This window comes from Klebsiella sp. FDAARGOS_511 (assembly GCF_003812845.1).
Lineage (GTDB): Bacteria > Pseudomonadota > Gammaproteobacteria > Enterobacterales > Enterobacteriaceae > Klebsiella > Klebsiella grimontii.
This window is the reverse complement of record NZ_CP033824.1, coordinates 1456397-1479806: the sequence shown is the minus strand read 5'-3', so window position 1 is coordinate 1479806 and position 23410 is coordinate 1456397. Positions and strand designations below refer to the sequence as shown.

20 protein-coding genes are annotated in these 23410 nt (G+C 58.5%); 8 read left to right on the top strand and 12 right to left on the bottom strand.

The annotated features are described in order from the left end of the window. Window positions 1-29: 29 nt before the first annotated feature. Window positions 30-992 (top strand): ferrochelatase, encoded by a 963-nt coding sequence (gene hemH / locus EGY08_RS08195; RefSeq protein WP_004129953.1) that lies wholly within the window; start codon window positions 30-32, stop codon window positions 990-992. 63 nt (window positions 993-1055) lie between these two features. Then, window positions 1056-2360 carry an inosine/guanosine kinase gene (locus EGY08_RS08190; RefSeq protein ID WP_004129955.1) on the top strand — a complete coding sequence of 435 codons (1305 nt, stop codon included), beginning with the start codon at window positions 1056-1058 and terminating at the stop codon, window positions 2358-2360. 42 nt (window positions 2361-2402) lie between these two features. Here EGY08_RS08190 and ybaL read toward each other — a convergent pair whose 3' ends face one another. Both ybaL and EGY08_RS08180 read right to left on the bottom strand, forming a co-directional pair. After that, window positions 2403-4079, bottom strand: coding sequence for a YbaL family putative K(+) efflux transporter (gene ybaL / locus EGY08_RS08185; protein WP_004129956.1), 1677 nt, complete (start codon window positions 4077-4079; stop codon window positions 2403-2405). Between the two features lie 233 nt (window positions 4080-4312). Then, the gene (locus EGY08_RS08180) at window positions 4313-5533 is read right to left on the bottom strand and encodes an MFS transporter (RefSeq protein ID WP_004129958.1); all 1221 of its coding nucleotides are present in this window, start codon (window positions 5531-5533) and stop codon (window positions 4313-4315) included. 163 nt (window positions 5534-5696) lie between these two features. On the opposite strand from EGY08_RS08180, the gene ushA reads away from it, so the two are divergent. Continuing rightward, the gene (gene ushA, locus EGY08_RS08175; RefSeq protein WP_004129959.1) at window positions 5697-7349 is read left to right on the top strand and encodes a bifunctional UDP-sugar hydrolase/5'-nucleotidase UshA; all 1653 of its coding nucleotides are present in this window, start codon (window positions 5697-5699) and stop codon (window positions 7347-7349) included. A gap of 128 nt (window positions 7350-7477) precedes the next feature. Here the strand turns inward: ushA and ybaK are convergent, their stop codons facing one another. From ybaK to copA, 3 genes are all read right to left on the bottom strand, one after another. After that, on the bottom strand, window positions 7478-7957 hold the full coding sequence (gene ybaK / locus EGY08_RS08170; protein WP_004129961.1) for a Cys-tRNA(Pro)/Cys-tRNA(Cys) deacylase YbaK: 480 nt from the start codon (window positions 7955-7957) through the stop codon (window positions 7478-7480). 201 nt (window positions 7958-8158) lie between these two features. Further along, the gene (locus EGY08_RS08165) at window positions 8159-8953 is read right to left on the bottom strand and encodes a TraB/GumN family protein (RefSeq protein WP_004129964.1); all 795 of its coding nucleotides are present in this window, start codon (window positions 8951-8953) and stop codon (window positions 8159-8161) included. Window positions 8954-9004: 51 nt separating this feature from the next. Beyond that, on the bottom strand, window positions 9005-11506 hold the full coding sequence (gene copA / locus EGY08_RS08160) for a copper-exporting P-type ATPase CopA (protein ID WP_123828387.1): 2502 nt from the start codon (window positions 11504-11506) through the stop codon (window positions 9005-9007). Window positions 11507-11611: 105 nt separating this feature from the next. On the opposite strand from copA, the gene cueR reads away from it, so the two are divergent. Then, entirely contained in the window at window positions 11612-12022 is a 411-nt protein-coding gene (gene cueR, locus EGY08_RS08155; protein ID WP_004129970.1) for a Cu(I)-responsive transcriptional regulator, read from the top strand. Here the strand turns inward: cueR and EGY08_RS08150 are convergent. Genes EGY08_RS08150 through EGY08_RS08135 form a run of 4 tightly spaced genes read right to left on the bottom strand, consistent with a single transcriptional unit; the run spans window position 12019 to window position 16267 of the window. Then, window positions 12019-12735: a DUF3142 domain-containing protein gene (locus EGY08_RS08150; RefSeq protein ID WP_004129972.1), complete on the bottom strand. Its 717-nt coding sequence runs from the start codon at window positions 12733-12735 to the stop codon at window positions 12019-12021. The genes cueR and EGY08_RS08150 overlap by 4 nt on opposite strands. Next, a complete protein-coding gene (locus EGY08_RS08145) occupies window positions 12705-14873 on the bottom strand; it encodes a hypothetical protein (RefSeq protein ID WP_087828749.1) in 2169 nt (722 codons plus the stop codon). Before EGY08_RS08145 ends, EGY08_RS08150 begins: the two co-directional genes overlap by 31 nt. 21 nt (window positions 14874-14894) lie before the next feature. Continuing rightward, a complete protein-coding gene (locus EGY08_RS08140; RefSeq protein WP_004129978.1) occupies window positions 14895-15353 on the bottom strand; it encodes an NfeD family protein in 459 nt (152 codons plus the stop codon). Further along, on the bottom strand, window positions 15350-16267 hold the full coding sequence (locus EGY08_RS08135) for an SPFH domain-containing protein (RefSeq protein ID WP_004129981.1): 918 nt from the start codon (window positions 16265-16267) through the stop codon (window positions 15350-15352). Before EGY08_RS08135 ends, EGY08_RS08140 begins: the two co-directional genes overlap by 4 nt. A 136-nt stretch (window positions 16268-16403) precedes the next feature. On the opposite strand from EGY08_RS08135, the gene fetA reads away from it, so the two are divergent. Beyond that, complete coding sequence (gene fetA / locus EGY08_RS08130; RefSeq protein ID WP_123828386.1) at window positions 16404-17084, top strand: iron efflux ABC transporter ATP-binding subunit FetA; 681 nt, start codon at window positions 16404-16406, stop codon at window positions 17082-17084. Then, the gene (gene fetB / locus EGY08_RS08125; protein WP_004129987.1) at window positions 17071-17853 is read left to right on the top strand and encodes an iron efflux ABC transporter permease subunit FetB; all 783 of its coding nucleotides are present in this window, start codon (window positions 17071-17073) and stop codon (window positions 17851-17853) included. The genes fetA and fetB overlap by 14 nt, the downstream gene beginning before the upstream one ends. A 96-nt stretch (window positions 17854-17949) precedes the next feature. Here the strand turns inward: fetB and EGY08_RS08120 are convergent, their stop codons facing one another. The 3 genes from EGY08_RS08120 to tesA form a co-directional block, all read right to left on the bottom strand. Continuing rightward, window positions 17950-18804, bottom strand: coding sequence for a thioredoxin family protein (locus tag EGY08_RS08120; RefSeq protein WP_004129990.1), 855 nt, complete (start codon window positions 18802-18804; stop codon window positions 17950-17952). A 61-nt stretch (window positions 18805-18865) separates the two neighbouring features. Then, window positions 18866-19675 (bottom strand): SDR family oxidoreductase, encoded by an 810-nt coding sequence (locus tag EGY08_RS08115; protein WP_177447609.1) that lies wholly within the window; start codon window positions 19673-19675, stop codon window positions 18866-18868. Then, window positions 19665-20288 (bottom strand): multifunctional acyl-CoA thioesterase I/protease I/lysophospholipase L1, encoded by a 624-nt coding sequence (tesA, locus tag EGY08_RS08110; RefSeq protein ID WP_014228230.1) that lies wholly within the window; start codon window positions 20286-20288, stop codon window positions 19665-19667. The genes EGY08_RS08115 and tesA overlap by 11 nt, the downstream gene beginning before the upstream one ends. Here tesA and ybbA point away from each other — a divergent pair. Next, window positions 20259-20945: a putative ABC transporter ATP-binding protein YbbA gene (gene ybbA, locus EGY08_RS08105; protein ID WP_024359143.1), complete on the top strand. Its 687-nt coding sequence runs from the start codon at window positions 20259-20261 to the stop codon at window positions 20943-20945. The two genes, tesA and ybbA, sit on opposite strands and share 30 nt — an antisense overlap. After that, on the top strand, window positions 20942-23359 hold the full coding sequence (gene ybbP, locus EGY08_RS08100; protein ID WP_004130000.1) for a putative ABC transporter permease subunit YbbP: 2418 nt from the start codon (window positions 20942-20944) through the stop codon (window positions 23357-23359). The genes ybbA and ybbP overlap by 4 nt, the downstream gene beginning before the upstream one ends. Window positions 23360-23410: the final 51 nt, after the last annotated feature.

Genomic DNA, 23410 nt, shown 5'->3' with positions numbered 1-23410 from the left:
TCAGCGATTCAAATGGTTAAGAGGCGGTAATGCATCAGACGAAAACAGGTATCTTATTAGCCAATTTAGGCACTCCCGATGCGCCCACGCCCGACGCGGTAAAGCGCTATCTACGACAGTTTCTTAGCGATCGGCGCGTGGTGGATACCTCCCGCCTACTGTGGTGGCCGCTGCTGCGCGGCGTGATACTGCCCCTGCGCGCGCCCCGGGTCGCTAAGCTCTATCAGTCCATCTGGATGGAAGACGGCTCGCCGCTGATGGTCTATAGCCAGCAGCAGCGGCAGGCGCTGGCTGCGCGGCTTCCGGATACGCCGGTGGCGCTGGGAATGAGCTACGGTTCGCCGTCGCTGGAGAGCGCGGTTGATGAGTTGCTGGAGCAGGGGGTGGATCACATCGTGGTGCTACCGCTTTATCCGCAATACTCCTGCTCCACCGTGGCGGCGGTGTGGGATGAGCTGGGGCGTATCCTTGCCAAAAAACGCGCGATCCCCGGAATTTCTTTTATTCGCGACTACGCCGATGACGTGGACTATATTCACGCGCTGGCCGCCAGCGTGCGCGCGTCCTTTGCGGTGCACGGCGAGCCGGATTTACTGCTGCTCTCCTATCATGGCATCCCGCAGCGGTATGCCCAGCAAGGGGACACCTATCCTCAGCGCTGTCGCGATACCACCCGTGAGCTGGTTTCAGCCCTGGGGCTGCCGCCTGACCGGGTGATGATGACGTTCCAGTCGCGCTTTGGTCGAGAGCCCTGGCTGACGCCCTACACCGACGAAACGCTGAAAATGCTCGGTGAGAAAGGGGTGAAGCATATTCAGGTTATCTGCCCCGGCTTTTCCGCCGATTGCCTGGAGACGCTGGAGGAGATCGCGGTGCAGAACCGGGAAATCTTCCTCGAAGCCGGCGGCCAGCAATATGAGTACATTCCGGCGCTTAATGCGGACACCGCGCATATTGAAATGATGGTCAACCTGACGGCGAAATATCGCTGATCGCGCGTGCGGCGGGGAGTATGCTACTATTCCCCGCTTGTTCACTGTCAATAAATCGCCACTATGAAATTTCCCGGTAAACGCAAATCCAAACACTATTTTCCCGTCAACGCTCGCGATCCGCTGCTGCAGCAAATTCAGCCGGACAATGAGTCTAACGTCGCCTGGGTGGTTGGTATCGATCAAACCCTGGTCGATATCGAAGCGAAAGTGGATGAGGCGTTTATCGTACGCTACGGCCTGAGCGCCGGGCATTCGCTGGTGATTGAAGATGATGTCGCCGAAGCGCTGTATCAGGAACTGGTTCGCAACGACCTGATTACCCACCAGTTCGCCGGCGGCACCATCGGTAACACTATGCACAACTACTCGGTGCTGGCGGATGACCGTTCGGTTCTGCTTGGCGTCATGTGCAGCAATATTGAAATCGGCGGCTACGCTTACCGCTACCTGTGCAACACCTCCAGCCGTACCGATCTGAACTACCTGCAAGGGGTGGATGGGGCGATTGGGCGCTGCTTTACGCTGATTAGCGACTCCGGCGAGCGCACCTTTGCGATCAGCCCCGGGCATATGAACAAGCTCCGTCCGGAAAGCATTCCGGAAAGCGTGATCGCCGGCGCTTCCGCGCTGGTGCTGACCTCCTATCTCGTACGCTGTAAGCCGGGCGAGCCGATGCCGGACGCGACGATGCAGGCCATCGCATATGCGAAAAAGCACGATGTACCGGTGGTTCTGACTCTGGGCACCAAATACGTCGTCGCCGATAACCCGGCGTGGTGGCAGACGTTCCTTAAAGAGCACGTTTCCATTCTGGCGATGAATGAAGAGGAGGCGGAGGCGCTGACCGGGCTGTCCGACCCGCTGCTGGCTTCCGACAAGGCGCTGGAATGGGTTGACCTGGTGCTGTGCACCGCCGGGCCTGCCGGGCTGTATATGGCCAGCTTTACTGAGGATGAGGCTAAGCGCAAAACGCAGCATCCGCTGCTGCCGGGCGCGATTGCCGAGTTTAACCAGTATGAATTCAGCCGTGCGATGCGCCATCAGGATTGCGAAAATCCGCTGCGTATTTATTCGCATATCGCACCCTATATGGGCGGGCCGGAGAAGATCATGAATACCAACGGCGCGGGAGACGGCGCGCTGGCGGCGCTGCTGCACGATATTACCGCCAATAACTATCATCGCAACAACGTGCCGAACTCCAGCAAGCACAAGTGCAAGTGGCTGACCTATTCCTCGCTGGCACAGGTGTGTAAATACGCTAACCGCGTGAGCTATCAGGTGCTGAACCAGCATTCGCCGCGCCTGACCCGTGGCCTGCCGGAGCGTGAAGACAGCCTGGAAGAAGCTTACTGGGATCGTTAAGAGTCCGGATAAAGCTGGCCCCGGTCAACCGGGGCCGAAACATTAACCGGTAATAAGCTCGCCGGCTGGCGGCGTTTCAAGCAGCTGCAGCATGGCGCGGGCGATTTCCCGTTCGCCCATCACCACCTGGTTAGCGCCGCGTTCGACGATATATTCCACCTCATCGTCGTAATGCGCGCGCGCGATGATCTCGATATTCGGGCATTTTTCTCGCGCGGAAGCGACGATTTCACCGGCCTCATAGCCGTTAGGAATGGTCAGCAGCAGCCAGCGGGCGCAGTCCAGATGCGCCAGATTCATAATCTCTTCATTGGCGGCGTTGCCTAATACCGCGCGAATACCGCGTGCGCGCAGTTCGTCTACGCGAGTCCGCGATGTTTCAATCACCACCAGCGGAACGCCCTGCGCCATCAGTTTTTCACCGAGCAGGCTCCCGACGCGGCCGAAACCGACCAGCAGCGCATGGTTACAGATATCGACGGGGATCTGTTTCTCTTCTTCAAGCACTTCTTCGAGAGTCTGTTCATCCAGCGTCTCGGTTTTATCGAGGTATTTTTCCAGTAGGGTAAACAGGACCGGGTTGAGCATGATGGAGATAATGGCGCCGGCAAGCACCAGGTTCTGCCCGGCCTGCGGCAGCAGATCCAGCGCCATTCCCAGACCGGCAAGAATAAAGGCGAATTCACCGATTTGCGCCAGACTGGCGGCAATGGTCAGGGCAGTGCGCGGCGAGTGGCCGAACATCCGCACCAGGAAGAAGGCGGCAGCCGATTTACCGAAAATGATGATAGCCAGCGTCGCCAGTACTGCCAGCGGCTGCTCGAGCAGAATCATTGGGTCAAACAGCATTCCCACGGAGACAAAGAACAGCACGGCGAAGGCGTCGCGTAGCGGCAGCGTATCGTGGGCCGCGCGATGGCTGAGTTCGGATTCATTGAGCACCATACCGGCGAAAAAGGCGCCGAGGGCGAAGGAGACGTCAAATAGCTCAACGGCGCCAAAAGCGATACCGAGCGCTAACGCCAGTACCGATAGGGTAAACAGCTCGCGCGAACCGGTTGCCGCGCTGCGCGACATAATCCACGGCACCAGGCGGCGGCCCACCAGCATCATAATCGCGATAAAGGCGACGACTTTGCCGATGGTAATACCCATATCAAGGGCCAGGGAAGCCAGACCCACGTCGCCTTTCTCCGTCATGCCTGCGACCGCTGGCAGCAGCACCAGCGTCAGCACCATCACCAGATCTTCAACAATCAACCAGCCGATGGCGATTTGCCCCCGCTGGCTATCAATAAGCTGTCGTTCTTCCAGCGCGCGCAGCAGCACCACGGTACTGGCGGTAGAAAGACACAAACCAAAGACGATGCCGGTCATTAACGACCAGCCCAGCATGGCAGAGAGCGCCATACCCAACAGCGTCGCCACGGCTATCTGGGCGATAGCGCCCGGGATGGCGATGGCCTTAACCGCCATCAAATCTTTTAAGGAGAAATGCAGACCCACGCCGAACATCAGCAGGATCACGCCAAGCTCGGCCAGCTCCGGCGCCAGCTTGGTATCAGCAACAAAACCCGGGGTAAAAGGTCCGGCCAGCACGCCCGCTAATAAATATCCCACCAGAGGAGAAATACGTAGCTTATTGGCAATCATGCCGAGAATAAAGGCGAGCACAAGGCCGCCGACAATGGTGGTGATTAGCGGTGTTGCGTGGTGCATTCCGTCTCCTTGCAGTGGTGAGCTGATCCATTTTCGGCACAAAAACCAAAAAACCGAATAATAGTTTATGACACTTTTAGCAGTTTTGTTTATGAATAATCGTTGAATTTTGCAGAAAAATGCAATTGACGTGCTAAAAAGCACGGAGCGCAAAATGGCATCAGCTTATGCGGGGTAATGCTGGTGGAGTAAGGGATTGTGGCAGCCAAAGTTACACTTTGGCTGCCGAAAAATCAGGACTTTTGATGGTTGTTAGGTAGAAATATCGTCAGGATGCCGATAAGAGGCAGGAAAGCACAGATTTTATAGACCAGTTCGATACTGGTATGGTCAGCTAAAAGCCCCAGCACCGCGGCTCCAAGGCCGCCCATGCCAAAGGCGAAACCGAAAAACAAACCAGAAACCATGCCGATCCGCCCCGGGAGGAGCTCCTGGGCATAGACCAGAATAGCGGAAAAGGCCGATGCGAGGATAAAACCAATAATCACCGTCAAAATGCCGGTCCATTCCAGCGATGCATAGGGTAAAACAAGGGTAAATGGCGCTACGCCAAGGATAGAGCCCCAAATAACATATTTACGCCCAATCTTGTCGCCAACAGGCCCGCCAATCACCGTTCCTGCTGCGACGGCAAATAGAAAGGCAAACAGGTGGAACTGGGCATTTTGTACCGATAATCCGAATTTTTGCATCAAATAAAAGGTGTAATAGCTGCTGATGCTCGCCATATAGAAATATTTCGAGAAAATCAGCATTAACAGGATGCTAACCGCCAGAATGACTTTATTTTTCGGCAGCGGATTAACAATGGCCGCTTTCGGTTTACCTTTGTTCAGACGGTGCTGAGCGGCATACCAGCGGCTGATCTGCGCCAGCACGACAATCGCCAGCAGCGCCGCCAGGACAAACCAGCCAACGTTCCCTTTGCCGTAGGGGGCGATAATCAGCGCCGCAAGCAGCGGCCCCAACGAGCTGCCGAAATTGCCGCCGACCTGGAATATCGACTGCGCCAGGCCATGGCGCCCGCCGGAGGCCATGCGCGCCACGCGAGAAGACTCCGGATGAAAGACCGACGATCCGGTCCCGACCAGCGCTGCAGCGAGCAGAACCATGCCAAAGCTTCCCGAGATTGCCAGCAGCACCAGACCGCTCAGGGTAAAGCACATGCCAATCGGCAGCGACCACGGCATCGGATGTTTGTCGGTCAGGTAGCCGACAACAGGCTGTAGTAGCGATGAGGCCAGCTGGAAAGTGAGGGTGATCATCCCAATCTGCACAAAGGTTAGTGAGAACTCGGCCTGGAGCAGCGGGTAGATAGCCAGAATAAGCGATTGGATCATATCGTTCAGCAAATGCGAGAGGCTGATAGCCCCGAGAATGCGAAACGAGGTGCGTGCTTTTTGCGGCGCAGCAGCAGGGCCGGATAAGGGTTGTGCGGTCTGATTCATTGCCATAGGTTCGCTTAAGTGTTTTTTATAGAGGATGCAGGTGGAATTATTATCTGCCTAACATACCTGCCGCTAAGGTTTGAAGGAAGTCGCAATTCTGAAAACATATTTGTCTAATCCGCTAACTCGCTATACTTTCGGCACTTGTTACTTTGTCAGGGAGAGAAATATGCACCTTATTAAGCGAGGCGTCGCGCTGGCGCTATTCACCGCGGTATCGCTGGGGAGCCTGTCTGCGCAGGCTTATGAGCAGGATAAAACCTATAAAATTACCATCCTGCATACGAACGATCATCATGGCCACTTCTGGCGCAGCGACTATGGCGAATACGGGCTGTCAGCACAAAAAACGCTGGTGGACGGCATTCGCAAAGAGGTGGCGGCCGAGGGCGGCAGCGTGCTGTTGTTATCCGGCGGTGATATCAACACTGGCGTGCCGGAATCCGACTTGCAGGACGCGGAACCCGATTTTCGCGGGATGAACCTGATTGGCTATGATGCGATGGCAGTCGGTAATCACGAGTTTGATAATCCCCTTAGCGTACTGCGTCAGCAAGAAAAATGGGCGAAGTTCCCGTTCCTCTCCGCCAATATTTACCAGAAAAGCACCGGTGAACGTTTGTTCAAGCCGTGGGCGCTGTTCAAGCGCGGCGGACTGAATATTGCGGTTATCGGCCTGACGACCGACGATACGGCTAAGATTGGCAATCCCGAGTTCTTTACCGATATCGAGTTCCGTAAGCCGGCGGAAGAGGCCAAACTGGTTATCCAGGAACTGCAGCAGAACGAAAAACCGGATGTGATTCTGGCCACTACCCATATGGGACATTATGACAACGGCGCCCACGGCTCTAATGCGCCTGGCGACGTTGAGATGGCGCGCAGCCTGCCGACGGGGGCGCTGGCGATGATCGTTGGCGGTCACTCGCAGGATCCGGTATGCATGGCGTCGGAGAATAAAAAGCAGGTGGATTATGTCCCGGGCAGTCCGTGCGCGCCGGACAAGCAGAACGGTATCTGGATCGTGCAGGCACATGAATGGGGTAAATATGTAGGCCGCGCCGACTTTGAATTCCGCAACGGTGATATGAAGCTGGTGCACTATCAGCTGATCCCGGTCAACCTGAAGAAAAAGGTCACTTACGACAACGGCGAGAGCGAGCGCGTGCTTTATACGCCGCAAATCGCCGAAAGCCCGCAGATGCTCTCTCTGCTGACGCCGTACCAGAATAAAGGCAAAGCGCAGCTGCAGGTGAAAATCGGTAGCGTGAACGCGCATCTGGAGGGCGATCGCAGCAAAGTGCGTTTTGTGCAAACCAATATGGGACGTCTACTGCTGGCGGCGCAGATGGCGCGGAGCAATGCTGATTTCGCGGTGATGAGCGGCGGCGGGATACGTGACTCGATTGAAGCGGGCGATATCACCTATAAAGACGTGATGAAGGTACAACCTTTCGGCAACGTGCTGGTGTATGTCGATATGAGCGGTAAGGAAGTGACGGAGTATCTGACCGCAGTGGCGCAGATGAAGCCCGACTCCGGCGCCTATCCGCAGTTTGCCAACGTCGGTTTTGTGGCCAAAGACGGCAAGCTTAACAATTTGACCATCAAAGGCGAACCGGTGGATCCGGCGAAGACTTACCGTATGGCGACCCTGAGCTTTAACGCCACTGGCGGCGACGGCTACCCGCATATCGATACCAGGCCCGGCTATGTGAATACCGGCTTTATCGATGCCGAAGTGCTGAAAGAGTATATCCAGAAAAACTCACCGCTGGACGCGGCGGCCTATGAGCCGAAAGGCGAGGTGAGCTGGCAGTAACGTCCGAGCGACTCCCCGGTGGCGCTGCGCTCACCGGGGCTTCAGGTCTAAGCGGTTTTGGATTTGGTAGCCCGGACAAGGCGCGTCAGCGCCGCCTCCGGGAGTGTCCTCTGACGAAAAACCGTCAATTAATCGCGCCGCGCGATATCGGCGAATTTCGCTGCAAGGATCTTCGCCAGATCGCTGGCTGCCAGTTCAATATCCAGGCCACGTTTGCCGCCGGAAATAAAAATGGTGGCGAACGCCTGGGCCGGCGCATCTATCACCGTCGGCAGACGTTTTTTCTGCCCGAGCGGGCTGATACCGCCCACCAGATAACCGGTGACCCGCTGTGCGACCATCGGGTCTGCCATATCGACTTTCTTAGCGCCTAAAGCCTTCGCCACCTTTTTCAAATCCAGTTGACCCGCTACTGGCGTAACCGCGACGGCCAAATGCTTCATGTCGCCGTTAACGGCGACCAGCAGCGTTTTATAGACCTGCTCGGCGTTGAGCCCCAGCTTACGCACCACCTCATCGCCAAAATTGGTTTCGTGCGGATCGTGATCGTAGCTGTGGATCTGAAAAGTTATTTTGTTTTTTTCGAGTAATTTTACGGCGGGAGTCATCGTTATCCTTCTTACCAACCGATTTAACGTGGCATAAGCATACGCCCGACGGCTGTCTAAAAAATAGTATCATCTTGCGCAATAGTGTTGGCAGTGATGGTCACTTTGAGCGACAATCAGACGATCCGGGGCACGAACCCCGGAATAATAATAATGATGAAATTCCTCTTTGACGGGCCAATAGCAATATTGGCCATTTTTTTACGTCAGCATATCCGGCAGATTCCCTTCCCCGTATAAATGTAGCGCCCCGACGGCAACCACGTAGCGCCCAGGCGGCAGCGCCAGCAGCGTTTCGCGCCAGGCGAGGTTGCGCTGGTGCATCAGCACATCATATAGCGACTGGCTAAAGGTGGTTGGCAGCGAGGTTGCGCCCGTTGACGGCGGCTGCTCCAGCCACCAGCCGATCATCACCTGTAGCAGACGCGCATTCGTGCGCCAGTGGGTGAGGGTATCCTCCAGCAGCGCCAGGCCGCCGTCGGGCAGATCTCGCAGCAGCGCTATCTGGCTATCGGCCCCCTCCAGCTCCATCACGCGGATATGGCTCTCGCGCGCCGCCATCAATAGCTGATAATCAATGCCGTAATCCGCCCTGAGCCCCAGTTTTTGCGCCTGAGTCGCCTGCAATACCATCGCCACCTGCCACAGCGGCTGGCTGTCGAACAGCGCGATGGACAGCCCCATTTCTCCCGCACGATCTTGCAGTTCAGCAAGCTGGGATGGGCTCAGGCGTTCCGCCAGCGGCGGACAGGAGGGGAGGTTGCTGAATGGCGTTTCGCTGCCGCTAATATCCGCTTCCACAATCAGCGCATCGGCCTGGCGGATCTTTTTTAACAGCCGGGCGGGCGGCGGCGACATGTCGCGGGTGCCCATATGAATACTGCCGACCAGGTGCAGATAGCGCTCGCCGGGCAGGGTGATATCCAGCGCGGGCCAGGAATAAGACGAGCCGACGGCCGCTTGCCACAGCATTTTTATTCGGTTTAACAGGCCCATACGTGCTCCATGAAGTGAAGGCTTCATGCTAGCGCGTATGGGATACAACATCTACTCTTTCGGCTTAAAGCGCAGCAGACGGTTGGCGTTGCTCACGACGGTAATTGAAGAGAGCGCCATGGCCGCGCCCGCCACCACCGGGTTGAGCAGCGTTCCGGTCAGCGGCCACAGGATCCCGGCGGCAATCGGAATGCCCAGCGAGTTATAAATAAATGCCCCCAGCAGGTTCTGCTTCATATTACGCAGCGTGGCTTTGGCGATGTCCAGCGCATCGGCGACGCCGTTCAGGCTATGGCGCATCAGGGTGATAGCTGCCGTCTCAATGGCGACATCGCTGCCGCCGCCCATAGCGATGCCCACATCGGCCTGCGCCAGCGCGGGCGCATCGTTGATACCGTCGCCGATCATCGCTACCTGGTGCCCCTGGCTTTGCAGGCGCTTAATCGCATCGGCTTTACCGTCCGGCAGCACCCCGGCAATCACCTCATCAATGCCCGCCTCTTTGGCGATAGCGTTGGCGGTGGTGGGGTTATCTCCAGTCAGCATCACCAGCCGATAGCCCTGGCGGTGCAGCCTGGCTAATGCCGCCACGCTATCTTCGCGCAGCGGATCGCGGATGGCGAACAGCGCCGCCGCCTGACCATCCACCGCCAGCAGTACCGGCGTCGCACCCTGTGACGCCTGGGCGGTCATGTCGTCTTCTATTTCAGCCGTTGCAATCTTGTGCTCAGTCAGCAGCGCCTGGTTGCCGAGCAGAAGACGGCGGCCTTCGGCTTCGCCGCTAACGCCCAGCCCGCGCAGCGTGCGGAAATTATCTACCGCAGGCAGGCGTTGGTCTGCGGCTTTGTCGAGGATGGCGCGCGCCAGCGGGTGGCTGGAACCTTGCTCCAGAGAGGCCGCCAGACGCAGAGCGGCGGATTCATCCATAGCGGTAAAGGTTTTTATCGCCACCACCTGCGGTTTACCCTCGGTGAGGGTACCGGTTTTATCGAAGACCAGCGTATCGAGGGTGCTGGCGCGCTGTAGCGCATCGGCGTCGCGTACCAGTACGCCGTATTCCGCCGCGCGACCCACGCCGGAGATAATCGACATCGGCGTCGCCAGCCCCAGGGCGCACGGACAGGCGATAATCAGCACCGTGGTGGCGATCACCAGGGTATAGACAATTTGCGGCGCCGGGCCAAAAAAGTACCAGATCGCGGCGCTGAACAGGGCTATCGCCACGACCGCCGGGACGAACACGGCAGAGATTTTGTCCGCCAATTGGCCGATTTCCGGTTTACTGCTTTGCGCCTGGCGCACCATGCGGATAATGCGCGCCAGCGTGGTTTGACTGCCGACGGCGCTGGCGGTAAACAGTACGCTGCCGTCCTGCACCACGGTCCCGGCATGAACGGCGTCACCGTCGCCTTTTTGCTGCGGTACCGGCTCGCCGGTGAGCATCGCTTCGTCGAACCAGGCTTCGCCCTGGCTAATGATGCCATCGACCGGTACGCGATCGCCGGTGGTCAGGCGCAGGGTCATTCCCGCCTGAACCTCCGCCAGCGGCAGATCTTTTTCGCCTTCGTCGGTGACCACCCGCGCTGACGGCGGGGTTAAATCGAGTAGTTTTTCCAGCGCTTTCGAAGAGCGCTGACGCGCGCGGGCTTCCAGCATATGGCCGAGGTTAATCAGACCGATAATCATCGCGCTGGCTTCATAATAGAGGTGGCGCGCTTCCATCGGAAACCACTGCGGCCACAGGTTGACGCTCATTGAATAGAGCCAGGCGACGCCGGTACCCAGCGCCACCAGCGTATCCATCGTCGCGGTGCCGTTTTTCAGGCTTTTCCACGCGCTGCGGTAGAAATGGCCGCCGGCAAAGACCATCACCGCCAGCGTGACAACCCCGATAGCCAGCCACAGGGAGCGGTTATCATCGCTGACCATCATGTTGTCGCCGATCATCCCCCAACCCATCACCGGGATACCGACCAGCAGGGCGACGATAGCCTGCCAGCGGAAGCGCTTCATGGTGGCGACGGCGGTTTCCTGCTGGCGCTCGCGGCGTTCGAGGTCATCTTCGATGGCTTCCGCGCCATAGCCCGCTTTCTCTACGGCCTGAACTAATTCTGCGGCGGACGCGCTGCCCATCACCAGCGCAGTGCGTTCCGCCAGGTTAACCCGCGCCTGTGAGACGCCCGGCACCGCGGCGAGCGCGTTTTGAACCCGGGATACGCAGCTGGCGCAGCTCATGCCGTTGATCAACAGCTGCTGGCTGTCATCTTCGTCACGGGCTGCCGGAAGCTCAGAGGTGGCCGCTGTCAGTGCTTCCGGCGGGATTGATGATTCTGCCAGCGGTTTAGCCTTTGGGTGGCTGAGCTCCGCGCCGTATCCGGCCTGTTTAATGGTCTCAATCAGCGCTTCCGCGCTGGCGCTGCCCGTCACGTGAGCTTCGGTAACGGTCACTTCCGCCTGCTCAACGTCGGGACGTTGTTCCAGGCTCTCTTTTACCCGTTTAACGCAGTGGCCGCAGGAGAGGCCATCCAGCGCAAGGTCGATAGTGTTAGACATAAATAACTCCTGAATAATTTCCGGTTAATGATTGACCGAACACACTCTTTCATCGAGTATTAGCAAGGTTAAACCTTCCAGCAAGGGGAAGGTCAAGGGGGAAAGATGAATATTAGCGATGTGGCGAAAAAAACCGGCTTAACCAGTAAAGCGATCCGTTTTTACGAAGAGAAGGGGCTGGTGACGCCGCCGCTGCGTAGCGAAAACGGTTACCGCAGCTACAGCCAGCAGCATCTGGATGAACTGACTCTGCTGCGCCAGGCGCGCCAGGTGGGGTTTAATCTGGAAGAGTGCCGTGAGCTGATATTTCTGTTTAACGATCCGTCGCGGCACAGCGCCGACGTGAAACGCCGGACGCTGGAGAAAGTGGCGGACATTGAGCGCCATATCAGCGAGCTGCAGGGCATGCGCGCGCATCTGCTGGCGCTGGCGGACTCCTGCCCCGGCGATGACAGCGCGGATTGCCCGATCATCGATAATCTCTCGGGCTGCTGTCACCGCAAGGCGCAGGCTTAACGCCGCGCCGGATTGAGCATAAAGACCACCGTGCCGCGGTAGTAGGGAGAGTCATTCAGCTGCATTTCCGCCTGCCGATCGCGACTGCCGTTTTGCACCAGCCCGAGTTTGAACGGGATACGCAGCCGGCTGAGCGCGGGGAGATAGACCTGATAATTCGCCACCGTGTGGCGTCCTTGATAGCTTTGCACCACCAGTTCATCAACCGCAAGCGCGTTCAGGGTGGCAATATCGCCGGTTTTAGCCCAGTCCAGCAGGCCCGTTACCCCTAGCGCGAACTCTGGCGGCAGTTGCTGGCGTAGCTGTTGCAAAAACTGGGCGTAGTCGACGAGCTGATATGTGGCTGCGTCAAAATCAACCTGCAGACCAACCACCTGATTGCCAGCCGCCCGCCAACGCTGCATCAGGCGTACGATCCGCGGCACAATCGTCTGCGGCACATCAAGTGTGGTAAACCGGACGGTAAGCCAGATTGCGGGAAACGTCAGGCGGCTGACCGGCAGGCCGAGGCGCTGGAATATGACCTCGCCCGAACGCGTCAGCACCTCGCCCTGATGCAGATACACCGTCTGGGCGTTCTGCAGATCGTTGCTGGCTTTTACCCCGGACCACAGCCAGAAGGCGGAATGCTGGCGCGCATCCACGTGCTCCGCCGCCTGCGCTGACCCGGACAGCAGCGCGATTACCAGTAATATTTGAGTTTTTGCGCCCACGGGCTTCCCGGATACTGCGTTTTCAACTGCGTGAACCAGCCCTTACGCTGCAGCTTTTCGACATCTTCGCCGCCACATTCGTTGCTACCGGAGGGGGCGTAACAGAGAATCGCCCGATAGAGCGCATAGCTTTTATCTTCCGGCTCCGCTTTTGGCGAGGTGATAATCTGCTGGTAATAGCGTTGGCGATCGTACTGTCCCAGAGGCTGCTGGCGGTTGATGGCGGCCTCAAGCATATCGTTGCCGGATTGGTCTTTCCACAGATCAACATGCGTCTGCGTGGTGCGGAAGAACTCGCCCAGGCAGTTAAGCGCATGGGCGTCGTCGGCGTTTTTACTGAGCACGTTGACGGTGTCATCCAGGCTGCGGCAGGCATAACCGGCTTCGGTCGCCTCGCCATCCCAGTCGAAGCTGCTAAGGTTGACGTCGTTAAAGGCCTCGCTGATTACCGGCTGGGTAATGGCGGTGGCGAGCTTTTTGTCGTTCAGCCAGTCGCTGAAACGACTTTCCGTGAGGTCCCGCACCAGCAGCGTATGCAGAGCGATAGTACGTTCTTCGTTATTGGGACCGTTGGCCGCCTGTTGGCGTAGCAGTTCAGGAGAGGCCTGGGTTTTCAGCACTCGGGAGCGAAAGCGTAGATTGGTCACCGGGCTATCGGCGGCAAAGATAGCCGCTGCGTTACCGCTGTAGACCAGCGTTGCCGCCAGTTTTGCCTGGATATACTGCTGTTGCTCGGGGTTTTGGCTAAGTTGTAGCAGCTGCCGCCAAAAATCGCGCGCCGCGGGCCACTGTGTTTGTCCCATTAGCGCTTCGCCGTAGAGGACCTGTTCGCTGAAGGCGAGAATATCATTCGACGGCAGCGTTTTCGCCGGCGTGACAGCCTGCAGGATGGCGGCATCGTTGCCCGTCGCGTTCCACAGCTGCAGCTGCAGGTCGCGCCACAGCGGCAGATTTCCGCTCTTCTCAAACGCCGCTTTGCTGGCGTCAAGCTGTGCCTGGGTTAAGGTTGGCTTATTATCAGCATTCAGGCGCAGGGCGCGGAGAAGCTCGACATAGCTGACCTGCGGGGCGTCCGGGAATGCTGCCAGAACGGGCTGCGCGTAGAACGGCATGCCGAAGACATTATCATATTCACTCACCAGTCTACGCAGTTCCCCTGCGTCGGCAGCCTGCCGGAAGGCCTGCTCATAGAGTCCGGCCAGCTGAGGCCACGCCTGGAGATACCAGTTAATGCGGCGCAGCATATTGCGCGCGGAGTCGGCATAAAGCCCTGCGGGCCAGCGTTGCAAATAGGTTTGTGCTTCTTTTTGCGCCTGTGCGGCATCATCACGATTGATGCGTGCAATATCAAAATCGCCATACTGCCCGACGCTGTTCTGGCTACTTTTGTTGAGCGCCGTGCGCATCAGCATATATTGCGCGGTCTCGGTCAGCCAGGGCTGCTGACTCTCCAGCAACAGGGTGAAATCGTGGGTCGCGGCGGTGTAATTGCCGCCATAGAAGTGGGCGATGCCGGAAAGGTAATAAGCGAATAAGTCGGCGTCCGCATCTGCCGGGAAGCTATTGAGGATATCAGCGACGGCGGTGATATTGGCGCCATAAAACAGTTTCAACCGCGCCAGCGCCAGGTCATGGCGCTGCTGCGGAGTTAGAGAGGGCGCGGCGAGCAGGGCGGCGTTGAACTGGCTGACGGCGGCAAGGGTGTTGCTGACAAAGCGGTTTTCCAGTTCATAGTCGGATGTTCCCAGCCGTTCAGCCGAATTGGCTGGCATGACCTGCGCGGGGTCGATATTCAGCGCCGTCATTTGTTGGATGAAGGTTTCATCTTCGCGTTGCGCCGGCGGCGCGGGGGGCGGCGGCGCGCTATCCCACTCAGGATGCCAGGCGAAGTAAACATCGCGGGTACGGCTGACATCAGCGGGAATGGCCTGAACGGGCAGGGCGAAAGATTTCGCTTCGCTCAGCAGGCGCAGCAAGTTGTCGCGCGAGTCATTTCCCGGCGTCAGTACAGGTTCGCCTTTTAACAGGCATAGCGGGTCGCTCCACGAGCAATCTTCGATATCAGCAGAAGCAAATGCCTGAGCGGCTGACGCGAGCAGGGCGCAGAGCGAAAGGGTAAACGTTGTCTTCCTGACCATGACGGATGTCCTGTGGCGTGATTATTGTGATACGACTCTTATATGTAGGGTTATGCCTTCGATGGCGACCACTTCAACCTTGCTGCCCGCAGCGAGGTCGTCATCGGCAATGACCGGCCATGAACTGTCGCCCACGCGGACGTGTCCGCGGCCGTTAACCAGCGCCGTTTCCAGCGTAAAGCGGCGGCCAAGCAGCTGCTGCCCGCGCTGATTAAGCTGAGCGTCCGCCGGCTTCTGGCGCTTAACGCGGTTACGCAGCCAGCGCGACCATAGCCAGGCCGCCAGCAGGGTCAGCACGGCGAACAGCGCGCCCTGCCACTCCCAGCTCAACGGCAGCATCCAGACCAGCAGCCCGGTCACGACGCCGGCAATGCCGCTCCACAGCAGATAACCGTTGCCGCCGAGCATTTCCGCCGCCAGCAGCAGTCCGCCGAGGCTGAGCCAGAAAATATGCGGGTGGGCGAGAATTAGCGCGATCATGATTTTTTCTGCGCGCCAGCGCCTTCTTTAAGCAGCTCGCCGATCCCGGCGATAGAGCCCATCAGGCTGCTGGCGTCGAGCGGCATCAGCACCACTTTACTGTTGTTGGCCGCGCCAATTTGCTGCAGCGCATCGGTATATTTCTGCGCGACAAAGTAGTTGATGGCCTGAATGTCGCCGGAGGCGATAGCGGATGAGACCATCTGCGTAGCGCGCGCTTCGGCTTCCGCGGAACGTTCGCGCGCCTCTGCCTGTAAAAACGCCGACTGACGCTCGCCTTCGGCTTTGAGGATCTGCGACTGCTTCTCGCCCTCGGCTTTTAAAATTTCCGCCTGACGTATCCCTTCAGCCTCGAGAATATAGGCGCGCTTCGTCCGCTCGGCTTTCATCTGGGCGTTCATTGAGGCGATAAGCTCAGCCGGCGGGCGTACGTCGCGGATCTCAACGCGGGTGATTTTGATGCCCCACGGGTTGGTCGCTTCATCGACAATATGCAGCAGACGGGTGTTGATGCTGTCGCGCTGGGAGAGCATTTCGTCCAGCTCCATCGAGCCCAGCACGGTACGAATGTTGGTCATGGTCAGGTTGATGATCGCCAGCTCGAGGTTGCTGACTTCGTAAGCGGCCTTCGGCGCGTCGATGACCTGAATAAAACACACCGCATCAATGGTGACGTTGGCATTATCGCGGGAGATGACTTCCTGCGAGGGGATATCGAGCACCTGCTCCATCATATTAATTTTGCGCCCGATACGATCCATAAAGGGCACCACCAGGCTCATACCCGGCTGCAGCGTTTGCGTATAGCGGCCAAAGCGCTCTACCGTCCACTGGTAGCCCTGAGGAACGATTTTTACCGCCGCTCCGACGATAACCAGCGCGACGAAAATAAGAATGGGGATAAAAATCAGCATCAAAAACCTCCTGTCTTGTTGCCTGTTGATGCGCCGGGAGAGTGGCGCGCGTTTAACCAGAGTATATCTTTCCGCGCATCCGGGTGAAAGAAAAGTGGAGTAAACTAGAGGCGTTGTCGAAAAACTGGGAATAATAATGACCGAAAGTAACGCTATTTTGCGCCTGGATAACGTGGGCTTTAAGGCCGATGGGGTGACCATCCTTAATGAGATTAGTTTTCAGCTCAGAGCAGGGGAATTTAAGCTGATTACCGGACCTTCCGGCTGTGGAAAAAGCACGTTATTAAAAATAATCGCTTCGCTGCAAAGCCCCACCGCGGGAAGCATTTTCTTCGCCGGTAAAGATATTAATGACTTAACGCCGGAAACCTATCGCCAGCAGGTTTCCTACTGCGCGCAAACCCCGGCGCTGTTCGGTGATTCGGTGTATGACAACCTGGTCTTCCCGTGGCAGATCCGTCAAAAACAGCCGGATCCTAAGGAGCTGGTGGCCGATCTTGCCCGCTTCGGTCTGGCGAAAAATACGCTGGAAAAATCCATTAACGAGCTGTCAGGCGGGGAAAAGCAGCGCGTTTCGTTGATTCGCAATCTGCAGTTTTTACCGCAGGTGCTGCTGCTTGATGAAATAACCAGCGCGCTGGACGAGAGCAATAAAAAAAATGTGAATGAGATTATTCACCGCTATGCGAGCGAAAAAAATATCGCCGTTCTGTGGGTGACTCACGATAGCAATGAAATTGCCCATGCGGATGAAGTGATTACGCTCCAGCCTGCCGGCGGCAAAGCGCAGGAGGAGCAAAAAAATGAACGGGCATAATATTACCAACGAGTCGTTGGCGCTCTCGATGGTTCTGGTGCTGGTGGCGATTGTGGTTAGCTACCGGGAAAAGCTGGCGCTGGAAAAAGATATTATCTGGAGCATTTGTCGGGCGATTGTACAGCTGATTATCGTCGGCTACGTGCTGAAATATATCTTTAACGTTAATCACGCCGTGCTGACGCTGCTGATGGTGCTGTTTATCTGCTTTAACGCGGCGTGGAATGCGAAAAAGCGCAGCAAATATATCGACAAAGCCTTTGTTTCTTCGTTTATCGCGATAACCACCGGCGCCGGGTTAACTCTGGCGGTGCTGGTTTTTTCCGGGTCGATTGCGTTTGTGCCGATGCAGGTCATTCCGATCGCCGGGATGGTGGCAGGCAACGCGATGGTGGCGGTCGGGCTGTGCTACAACAATATGGGGCAGCGGTTTAGCAGCGAGCAGCAGCAGATTCAGGAGAAGCTGAGCCTGGGCGCAACGCCGAAGATGGCTTCCGCGAGGCTGATCCGCGATAGCATTCGCGCCGCGCTGATCCCGACGGTGGATTCAGCGAAAACGGTAGGGCTGGTGAGCCTGCCGGGGATGATGTCGGGGCTGATTTTCGCCGGGATTGATCCAGTAAAAGCGATTAAGTACCAGATTATGGTGACGTTTATGCTGCTCTCTACCGCCAGCCTGTCAACGATTATCGCCGGGTATCTGACCTACCTGAAGTTCTTTAACGCCCGCCATCAGCTGGTGGTGACGCAGCTGAAAAAACGCGCGTAAGCGTTCCCCGGGTTGCGGCGTAAACGCCTTACCCGGGCGACAAGATCATCCAGTCTGTAGCCCGGCTTAGCGCAGCGCGAGCCGGGGGCTTTACGATTAATAAAGCAAAGAGTAGAGCTGGCGGCGGTACTTCGCGGCCAGCGCGTCGCCGGTGCCCAGCGCGGAGAGGATCTCCTGGAGCATTTTGCGCACTTCGCCGTTTCCGGCGCCTAAATCTTTTTGTAGATGGCTGAATAGCAGCGCCAGCGCCTCTTCGTTACGCCCTACCTGATGCAGCTGTAATGCCAGCTGGGAGGCCAGCGCCGCGTCTTGCGGGTTCAGCTCAACCTGCTGCTGCAGCTGCTGAATTTCCGGCGTGTCGGCGGCTTTTTTCAGCAGCTCGATTTGCGCCACCAGCCCCTGATAGCGGGTATCCTGATCCTGCAGCGGCACGGTTTTCAGTACGGTTTCCGCCTCATCGGAACGGTGCAGGGCAATCAGCGTTTCCGCCAGCAGCAGGCCAATCTGGCTCTCCTGGTTCGACAGCTGCCAGGCATCTTTCAGCAGCGGCAGGGCTTCGGCGTAGTTCTCTTCCTCCATCAGCGCCAGCGCCTGCTGCGCCTTGAGCTCCTCTTCGCGCGGCAGGAACTTATCCAGCAGCGCGCGAACCGCTTCTTCTGGCTGCGGGCCTTCGAATCCGTCGACCGGCTGACCGTTCTGGAACAGGTAAACCGTAGGGATAGCGCGCAGGCCAAACTGTGAAGCCAGCATCTGTTCGGCGTCGCAGTCGACTTTAGCGAGGGTAAACAGGCCGTTGTACTGGGCGGCCAGGCTCTCCAGCACAGGCGTTAGCTGCTCGCAATGTTGGCTGCGCGCGGACCAGAAATAGAACAGTACCGGCGTCGCAGCGGACTGCTGCAGCGTCTGGTGTAGGTTAGCTTCGGTAATATTGACGATATTCTGTGCGGACATGAGCAAGTCTCTTTAATCGATATTTGTATAGATATATGGGGACGGCGGCAGGTGCTTCAACTCAGCCCTGGATAATTTTGTCCATCGCGCGGGTCGGCAGCAGCCGCTTAAGCAGGGCGACCGCGTGCGTCACCAGGGTTACCGGATAGCGCAGTTTCGGTTTATCGCTGACAAAAGCATGGCGCACTTTTTCCACCACCGCTTCCGGCCCGAGAGTAAAGCGGGCGGCGATACCGGGATTTTCCACCGGCTTGTCGGCCTGGGTCTGATTGACGTTGTTGGTGAAACGGGTGCGGATGGGGCCCGGTTCAATCAGGCTGACCTTGATTCCGCTGTGACGCAGCTCCATGCGCAGCGCATCGGACCAGGCCTCCAGCGCGTATTTACTCGCCGCATAGGCGCCGCGGCCGGGGCTGGAGATGATTCCCATCACCGATGAGGTCATCACGATACGCCCCTCGCCGTGCGGCTCCATGGCTGGAAGCAGCAGCATCGTTAGCTGATGGGCGCCGAAAAAGTTAGCGGAAAACTGCTGCTCCATCTGCTGGCGGCTGATGGTCGGCAACGGGCCGTAGACGCCGTAGCCCGCGTTGTTAAACAGGCCGTACAGGCGGTTGTCGGTCAGGGTAATCACCTCGGCGGCGGCGCGCTCAACGCTCTGCGGATCGTCAAGATCCAACATAACACCGGTCAGCCCCAGCTCCTGCATCCGCGCGACATCTTCCGCTTTGCGGCAGGCGGCCAGCACGTTAAAGCCCTGGCGCTTTAAATCAAGGGCGCTTTCAAGACCAATTCCGCTGGAACATCCTGTAACTAAAACCGATTTTTGCATAACTTTACCTGCGAATGACTCGCTGTTATCAGGAGTCATGATTAACTAAGGGAGCCAAACGCGTCGCCATCCAGTCGGCGATAAACGGCTGGGCGTCGCGATTAGGATGAATTCCATCGTCCTGCATCCACTGCGGTTTCAGATAAACCTCTTCCATAAAAAAGGGCAGCAGAGGAATATCAAACTCTTTGGCCAGTGCCGGGTAGATTGCGCTAAAGGCTTCATTATAACGGCGGCCATAGTTGGCGGGCAGGCGAATTTGCATCAGCAGCGGCTGGGCGTTCGCCGCTTTGATATGCTCAATAATAGTGCGCAGCGTCTGTTCCGTCTGCTGCGGGGGGAAACCGCGCAGTCCGTCGTTACCGCCGAGCTCCACCAGCACCCAGCGCGGCTGATGCTGCTTAAGCAGGGCCGGCAGCCTTGCCAGCCCCTGCTGCGAGGTATCGCCGCTGATGCTGGCGTTAACCACCGGCGTTTTGGTCTGCCACTTATCGTTAAGCAGCGCAGGCCAGGCGGTATTGCCCGCCATGCGATAACCGGCGCTCAGACTGTCGCCGAGAACCAACAGCGTGTCGGCCGCCATCGCGCGGCAGGTAAACAGGACCAGAAACAGGAAAGGCAAATGCCAGCGGAAAACATACTTGAAGTTCATCATCTTAAGAAATCCGTCGGTCAGGGTGAGCATCAGCTTTCCATCCTTACCGGAGTTGAGCTGGTTGTCAAACAAGGGCAAACCATCGCCCTGATTGGCGAGTCGGGTTCCGGTAAGTCGACGCTGCTGGCGATCCTCGCCGGTCTGGACGACGGCAGCAGTGGAGAAGTCTCGCTGCTCGGCAAGCCGCTGCATCAGATGGACGAAGAGGCGCGGGCGAAGCTGCGCGCAAAGCACGTCGGCTTTGTGTTTCAATCCTTTATGCTGATACCCACCCTCAATGCGCTGGAAAACGTCGAGCTTCCGGCGCTGTTGCGCGGTGAAAGCGACAGCCAGAGCCGCGGCAGCGCCCGGGCACTGCTGGAGCAGTTGGGGCTGGGCAAACGCCTGCATCACCTGCCGGTACAGCTCTCCGGCGGCGAGCAGCAGCGGGTCGCGCTGGCGCGCGCGTTTAACGGCCGCCCGGAGCTGCTGTTCGCCGATGAACCCACCGGCAACCTCGACCGCCACACCGGGGATAAAATCGCCGACCTGCTGTTCTCGCTGAACCGCGAGCACGGCACTACGCTGATTCTGGTGACCCACGACCCGCTGCTGGCGGCGCGCTGCGACCGGCGGCTGCGGCTGGTAGATGGCCAGCTGCGGGAGGAAGCATGATCGCCCGCTGGTTCTGGCGCGAATGGCGCTCGCCGTCGCTGCTAATCGTCTGGCTGGCGCTAAGTCTGGCGGTGGCCTGCGTGCTGGCGCTGGGCTCGATAAGCGACCGCATGGAGAAAGGACTCAGCCAGCAGAGCCGGGAATTTATGGCCGGCGACCGTACGCTGCGTAGCTCGCGCGAAGTCCCTGGCGCATGGATTGACGAAGCGCGCCGTCTTGGCTTAACCGTCGGCGAACAGCTGGGCTTCGCCACCATGACCTTTTCCGGCGATACGCCGCAACTGGCGGACGTCAAAGCGGTTGACGACAGTTATCCGTTGTATGGTCAGCTGCAGACCCAGCCGCCGGGGCTGAAGCCGCACGCCGGCACCGTGCTGTTGGCGCCGCGATTAATGGCGCTGCTGAATCTGAAAACCGGCGACACCATCGACGTGGGCGACGCCACGCTGCGCATTGCCGGGGAGGTGATACAGGAGCCGGATGCCGGATTTAACCCCTTCCAGATGGCGCCGCGGCTAATGATGAACACCGCCGACGTGGCGAAAACCGGCGCTGTACAGCCAGGCAGCCGCGTTTCCTGGCGCTATAAGTTCGCCGGTACCCCGCAGCAGCTGGCGGACTACGAAAAGTGGCTGTTGCCGAAGCTGGGGCCTGAACACCGCTGGATCGGCCTGGAGCAGGACGACAGCGCGCTGGGTAAATCGCTGGAGCGCTCGCAGCAGTTTTTGCTGCTGTCGGCGTTGTTAACGCTGCTGTTGGCGGTCGCCGCGGTGGCGGTGGCGATGAGCCATTACTGCCGCAGTCGTTACGATCTGGTGGCGATCCTTAAAACCCTCGGCGCCGGGCGGGCGCAGCTGCGCAAGCTGATTGTCGGCCAGTGGCTGATGTTGCTGGCGATGGCGGTGGTTGCCGGCGGGGCGATGGGCGTCGGGCTGGAAAATATTCTGCTGGTGATGCTTAAGCCGGTGCTCCCGGCGGCGCTGCCGGCGGCGAGCGGCTGGCCGTGGCTGTGGGCGATCGGCGCGATGGTGGTGATTTCCCTGCTGGTCGGGCTGCGACCCTATCGACTGCTGCTGGCGACGCTGCCGCTGCGGGTACTGCGCCAGGATGTCGTCGCTAACGTCTGGCCGCTCAAGTTCTATGTTCCCGTGGTGTGCTTGGTCGTGGTGGCGCTGCTGGCGCTGCTGATGGGCGGCAGCCCTCTGCTATGGGCGGTGCTGGCGGGCGCCGTGGTGCTGGCGCTGGTGTGCGGCCTGGCGGGATGGGGCGTTCTGTGGCTGCTGAAGCGTTTGACGTTAAAAGCGCTGCCGCTGCGTCTGGCCGTGAATCGTCTGCTGCGCCAGCCGTGGTCTACCCTGAGCCAGCTGGCGGCCTTTTCGTTGTCGTTTATGCTGCTGGCCCTGCTGCTGGTGCTGCGCGGCGATCTGCTCGATCGCTGGCAGCAGCAGCTGCCGCCGGAAAGTCCTAACTACTTTCTGATCAATATCGCGCCGGAGCAGGTGGTGCCGGTGAAAACCTTCCTTGCCGAACATCAGACCCGCGCCACTGAGTTCTATCCCATCGTGCGCGCCCGCCTGACGCAAATCAACGGTCAGGCGACGGAAGGCAATAAAGATGAAGCCCTGAACCGCGAGCTTAACCTCACCTGGAGCCGCGAGCGGCCGGATCATAATCCGCTGGTGGCCGGAAGCTGGCCGCCGAAAGCGGGCGAGGTCTCGATTGAAGAGGGGCTGGCGCAGCGGCTGGGCGTCAAGCTCGGCGATAGCGTGACCTTTACCGGGGATACTCAGGAGTTTAGCGCGAAGGTGACCAGCGTGCGCAAAGTTGACTGGGAGAGCCTGCGGCCAAACTTCTTCTTTATCTTTCCGCAGGGGGCGCTCGACGGGCAGCCGCAAAGCTGGCTCACCAGTTTCCGCTGGGATAACGGCAACGGGATGCTAACGCAGCTCAACCGCGAATTCCCCACCGTCAGCCTGCTGGATATTGGCGCGATTTTGCAGCAGATTGGCCAGGTGCTGACTCAGGTAAGTCGCGCTCTTGAGGTGATGGTGATTTTGGTCACCGCCTGCGGCGTTTTGCTGTTGCTGGCGCAGGTGCAGGTCGGAATGCGCCAGCGTTATCAGGAGCTGGTGGTCTGGCGCACGCTGGGAGCCGGAAAGGCGCTGCTGCGCACCACGCTGTGGGCGGAGTTCGCCCTGTTGGGCGTGGTGTCCGGCGTGGTGGCGGCGATTGGCGCTGAGGTGGCGCTGGCGCTGCTGCAAAGCAAAATCTTTGACTTCCCGTGGTCTCCGGACTGGCGGCTATGGGTGATGCTGCCGCTCTGCGGGGCGATACTGCTCTCGCTGTGCGGCGGCTGGCTGGGGCTGCGTCTGCTGAAAGGGAAGGCGCTGTTCCGCCAGTTTAGTCAGGGATAGCATGAGTTATGTTGCCCGGGTAAGGCGTTAGCCGCTACCCGGGGTTTTCAC

What these genes read in the sequence shown, in the direction of transcription:
- fetB (WP_004129987.1), top strand. Translation starts at nt 17,071, where the DNA reads ATGAACGGGCATAATATTACCAACGAGTCGTTGGCGCTCTCGATGGTT.
- fetA (WP_123828386.1), top strand. Translation starts at nt 16,404, where the DNA reads ATGACCGAAAGTAACGCTATTTTGCGCCTGGATAACGTGGGCTTTAAG.
- cueR (WP_004129970.1), top strand. Translation starts at nt 11,612, where the DNA reads ATGAATATTAGCGATGTGGCGAAAAAAACCGGCTTAACCAGTAAAGCG.
- tesA (WP_014228230.1), bottom strand. Translation starts at nt 20,288, where the DNA reads ATGAACTTCAAGTATGTTTTCCGCTGGCATTTGCCTTTCCTGTTTCTG.
- hemH (WP_004129953.1), top strand. Translation starts at nt 30, where the DNA reads ATGCATCAGACGAAAACAGGTATCTTATTAGCCAATTTAGGCACTCCC.
- EGY08_RS08190 (WP_004129955.1), top strand. Translation starts at nt 1,056, where the DNA reads ATGAAATTTCCCGGTAAACGCAAATCCAAACACTATTTTCCCGTCAAC.
- ushA (WP_004129959.1), top strand. Translation starts at nt 5,697, where the DNA reads ATGCACCTTATTAAGCGAGGCGTCGCGCTGGCGCTATTCACCGCGGTA.
- ybbP (WP_004130000.1), top strand. Translation starts at nt 20,942, where the DNA reads ATGATCGCCCGCTGGTTCTGGCGCGAATGGCGCTCGCCGTCGCTGCTA.
- EGY08_RS08140 (WP_004129978.1), bottom strand. Translation starts at nt 15,353, where the DNA reads ATGATCGCGCTAATTCTCGCCCACCCGCATATTTTCTGGCTCAGCCTC.
- EGY08_RS08180 (WP_004129958.1), bottom strand. Translation starts at nt 5,533, where the DNA reads ATGGCAATGAATCAGACCGCACAACCCTTATCCGGCCCTGCTGCTGCG.
- ybaL (WP_004129956.1), bottom strand. Translation starts at nt 4,079, where the DNA reads ATGCACCACGCAACACCGCTAATCACCACCATTGTCGGCGGCCTTGTG.
- EGY08_RS08120 (WP_004129990.1), bottom strand. Translation starts at nt 18,804, where the DNA reads ATGTCCGCACAGAATATCGTCAATATTACCGAAGCTAACCTACACCAG.
- EGY08_RS08135 (WP_004129981.1), bottom strand. Translation starts at nt 16,267, where the DNA reads ATGCTGATTTTTATCCCCATTCTTATTTTCGTCGCGCTGGTTATCGTC.
- EGY08_RS08145 (WP_087828749.1), bottom strand. Translation starts at nt 14,873, where the DNA reads ATGGTCAGGAAGACAACGTTTACCCTTTCGCTCTGCGCCCTGCTCGCG.
- ybbA (WP_024359143.1), top strand. Translation starts at nt 20,259, where the DNA reads ATGCCAGCGGAAAACATACTTGAAGTTCATCATCTTAAGAAATCCGTC.
- copA (WP_123828387.1), bottom strand. Translation starts at nt 11,506, where the DNA reads ATGTCTAACACTATCGACCTTGCGCTGGATGGCCTCTCCTGCGGCCAC.
- EGY08_RS08165 (WP_004129964.1), bottom strand. Translation starts at nt 8,953, where the DNA reads ATGGGCCTGTTAAACCGAATAAAAATGCTGTGGCAAGCGGCCGTCGGC.
- ybaK (WP_004129961.1), bottom strand. Translation starts at nt 7,957, where the DNA reads ATGACTCCCGCCGTAAAATTACTCGAAAAAAACAAAATAACTTTTCAG.
- EGY08_RS08115 (WP_177447609.1), bottom strand. Translation starts at nt 19,675, where the DNA reads ATGACTCCTGATAACAGCGAGTCATTCGCAGGTAAAGTTATGCAAAAA.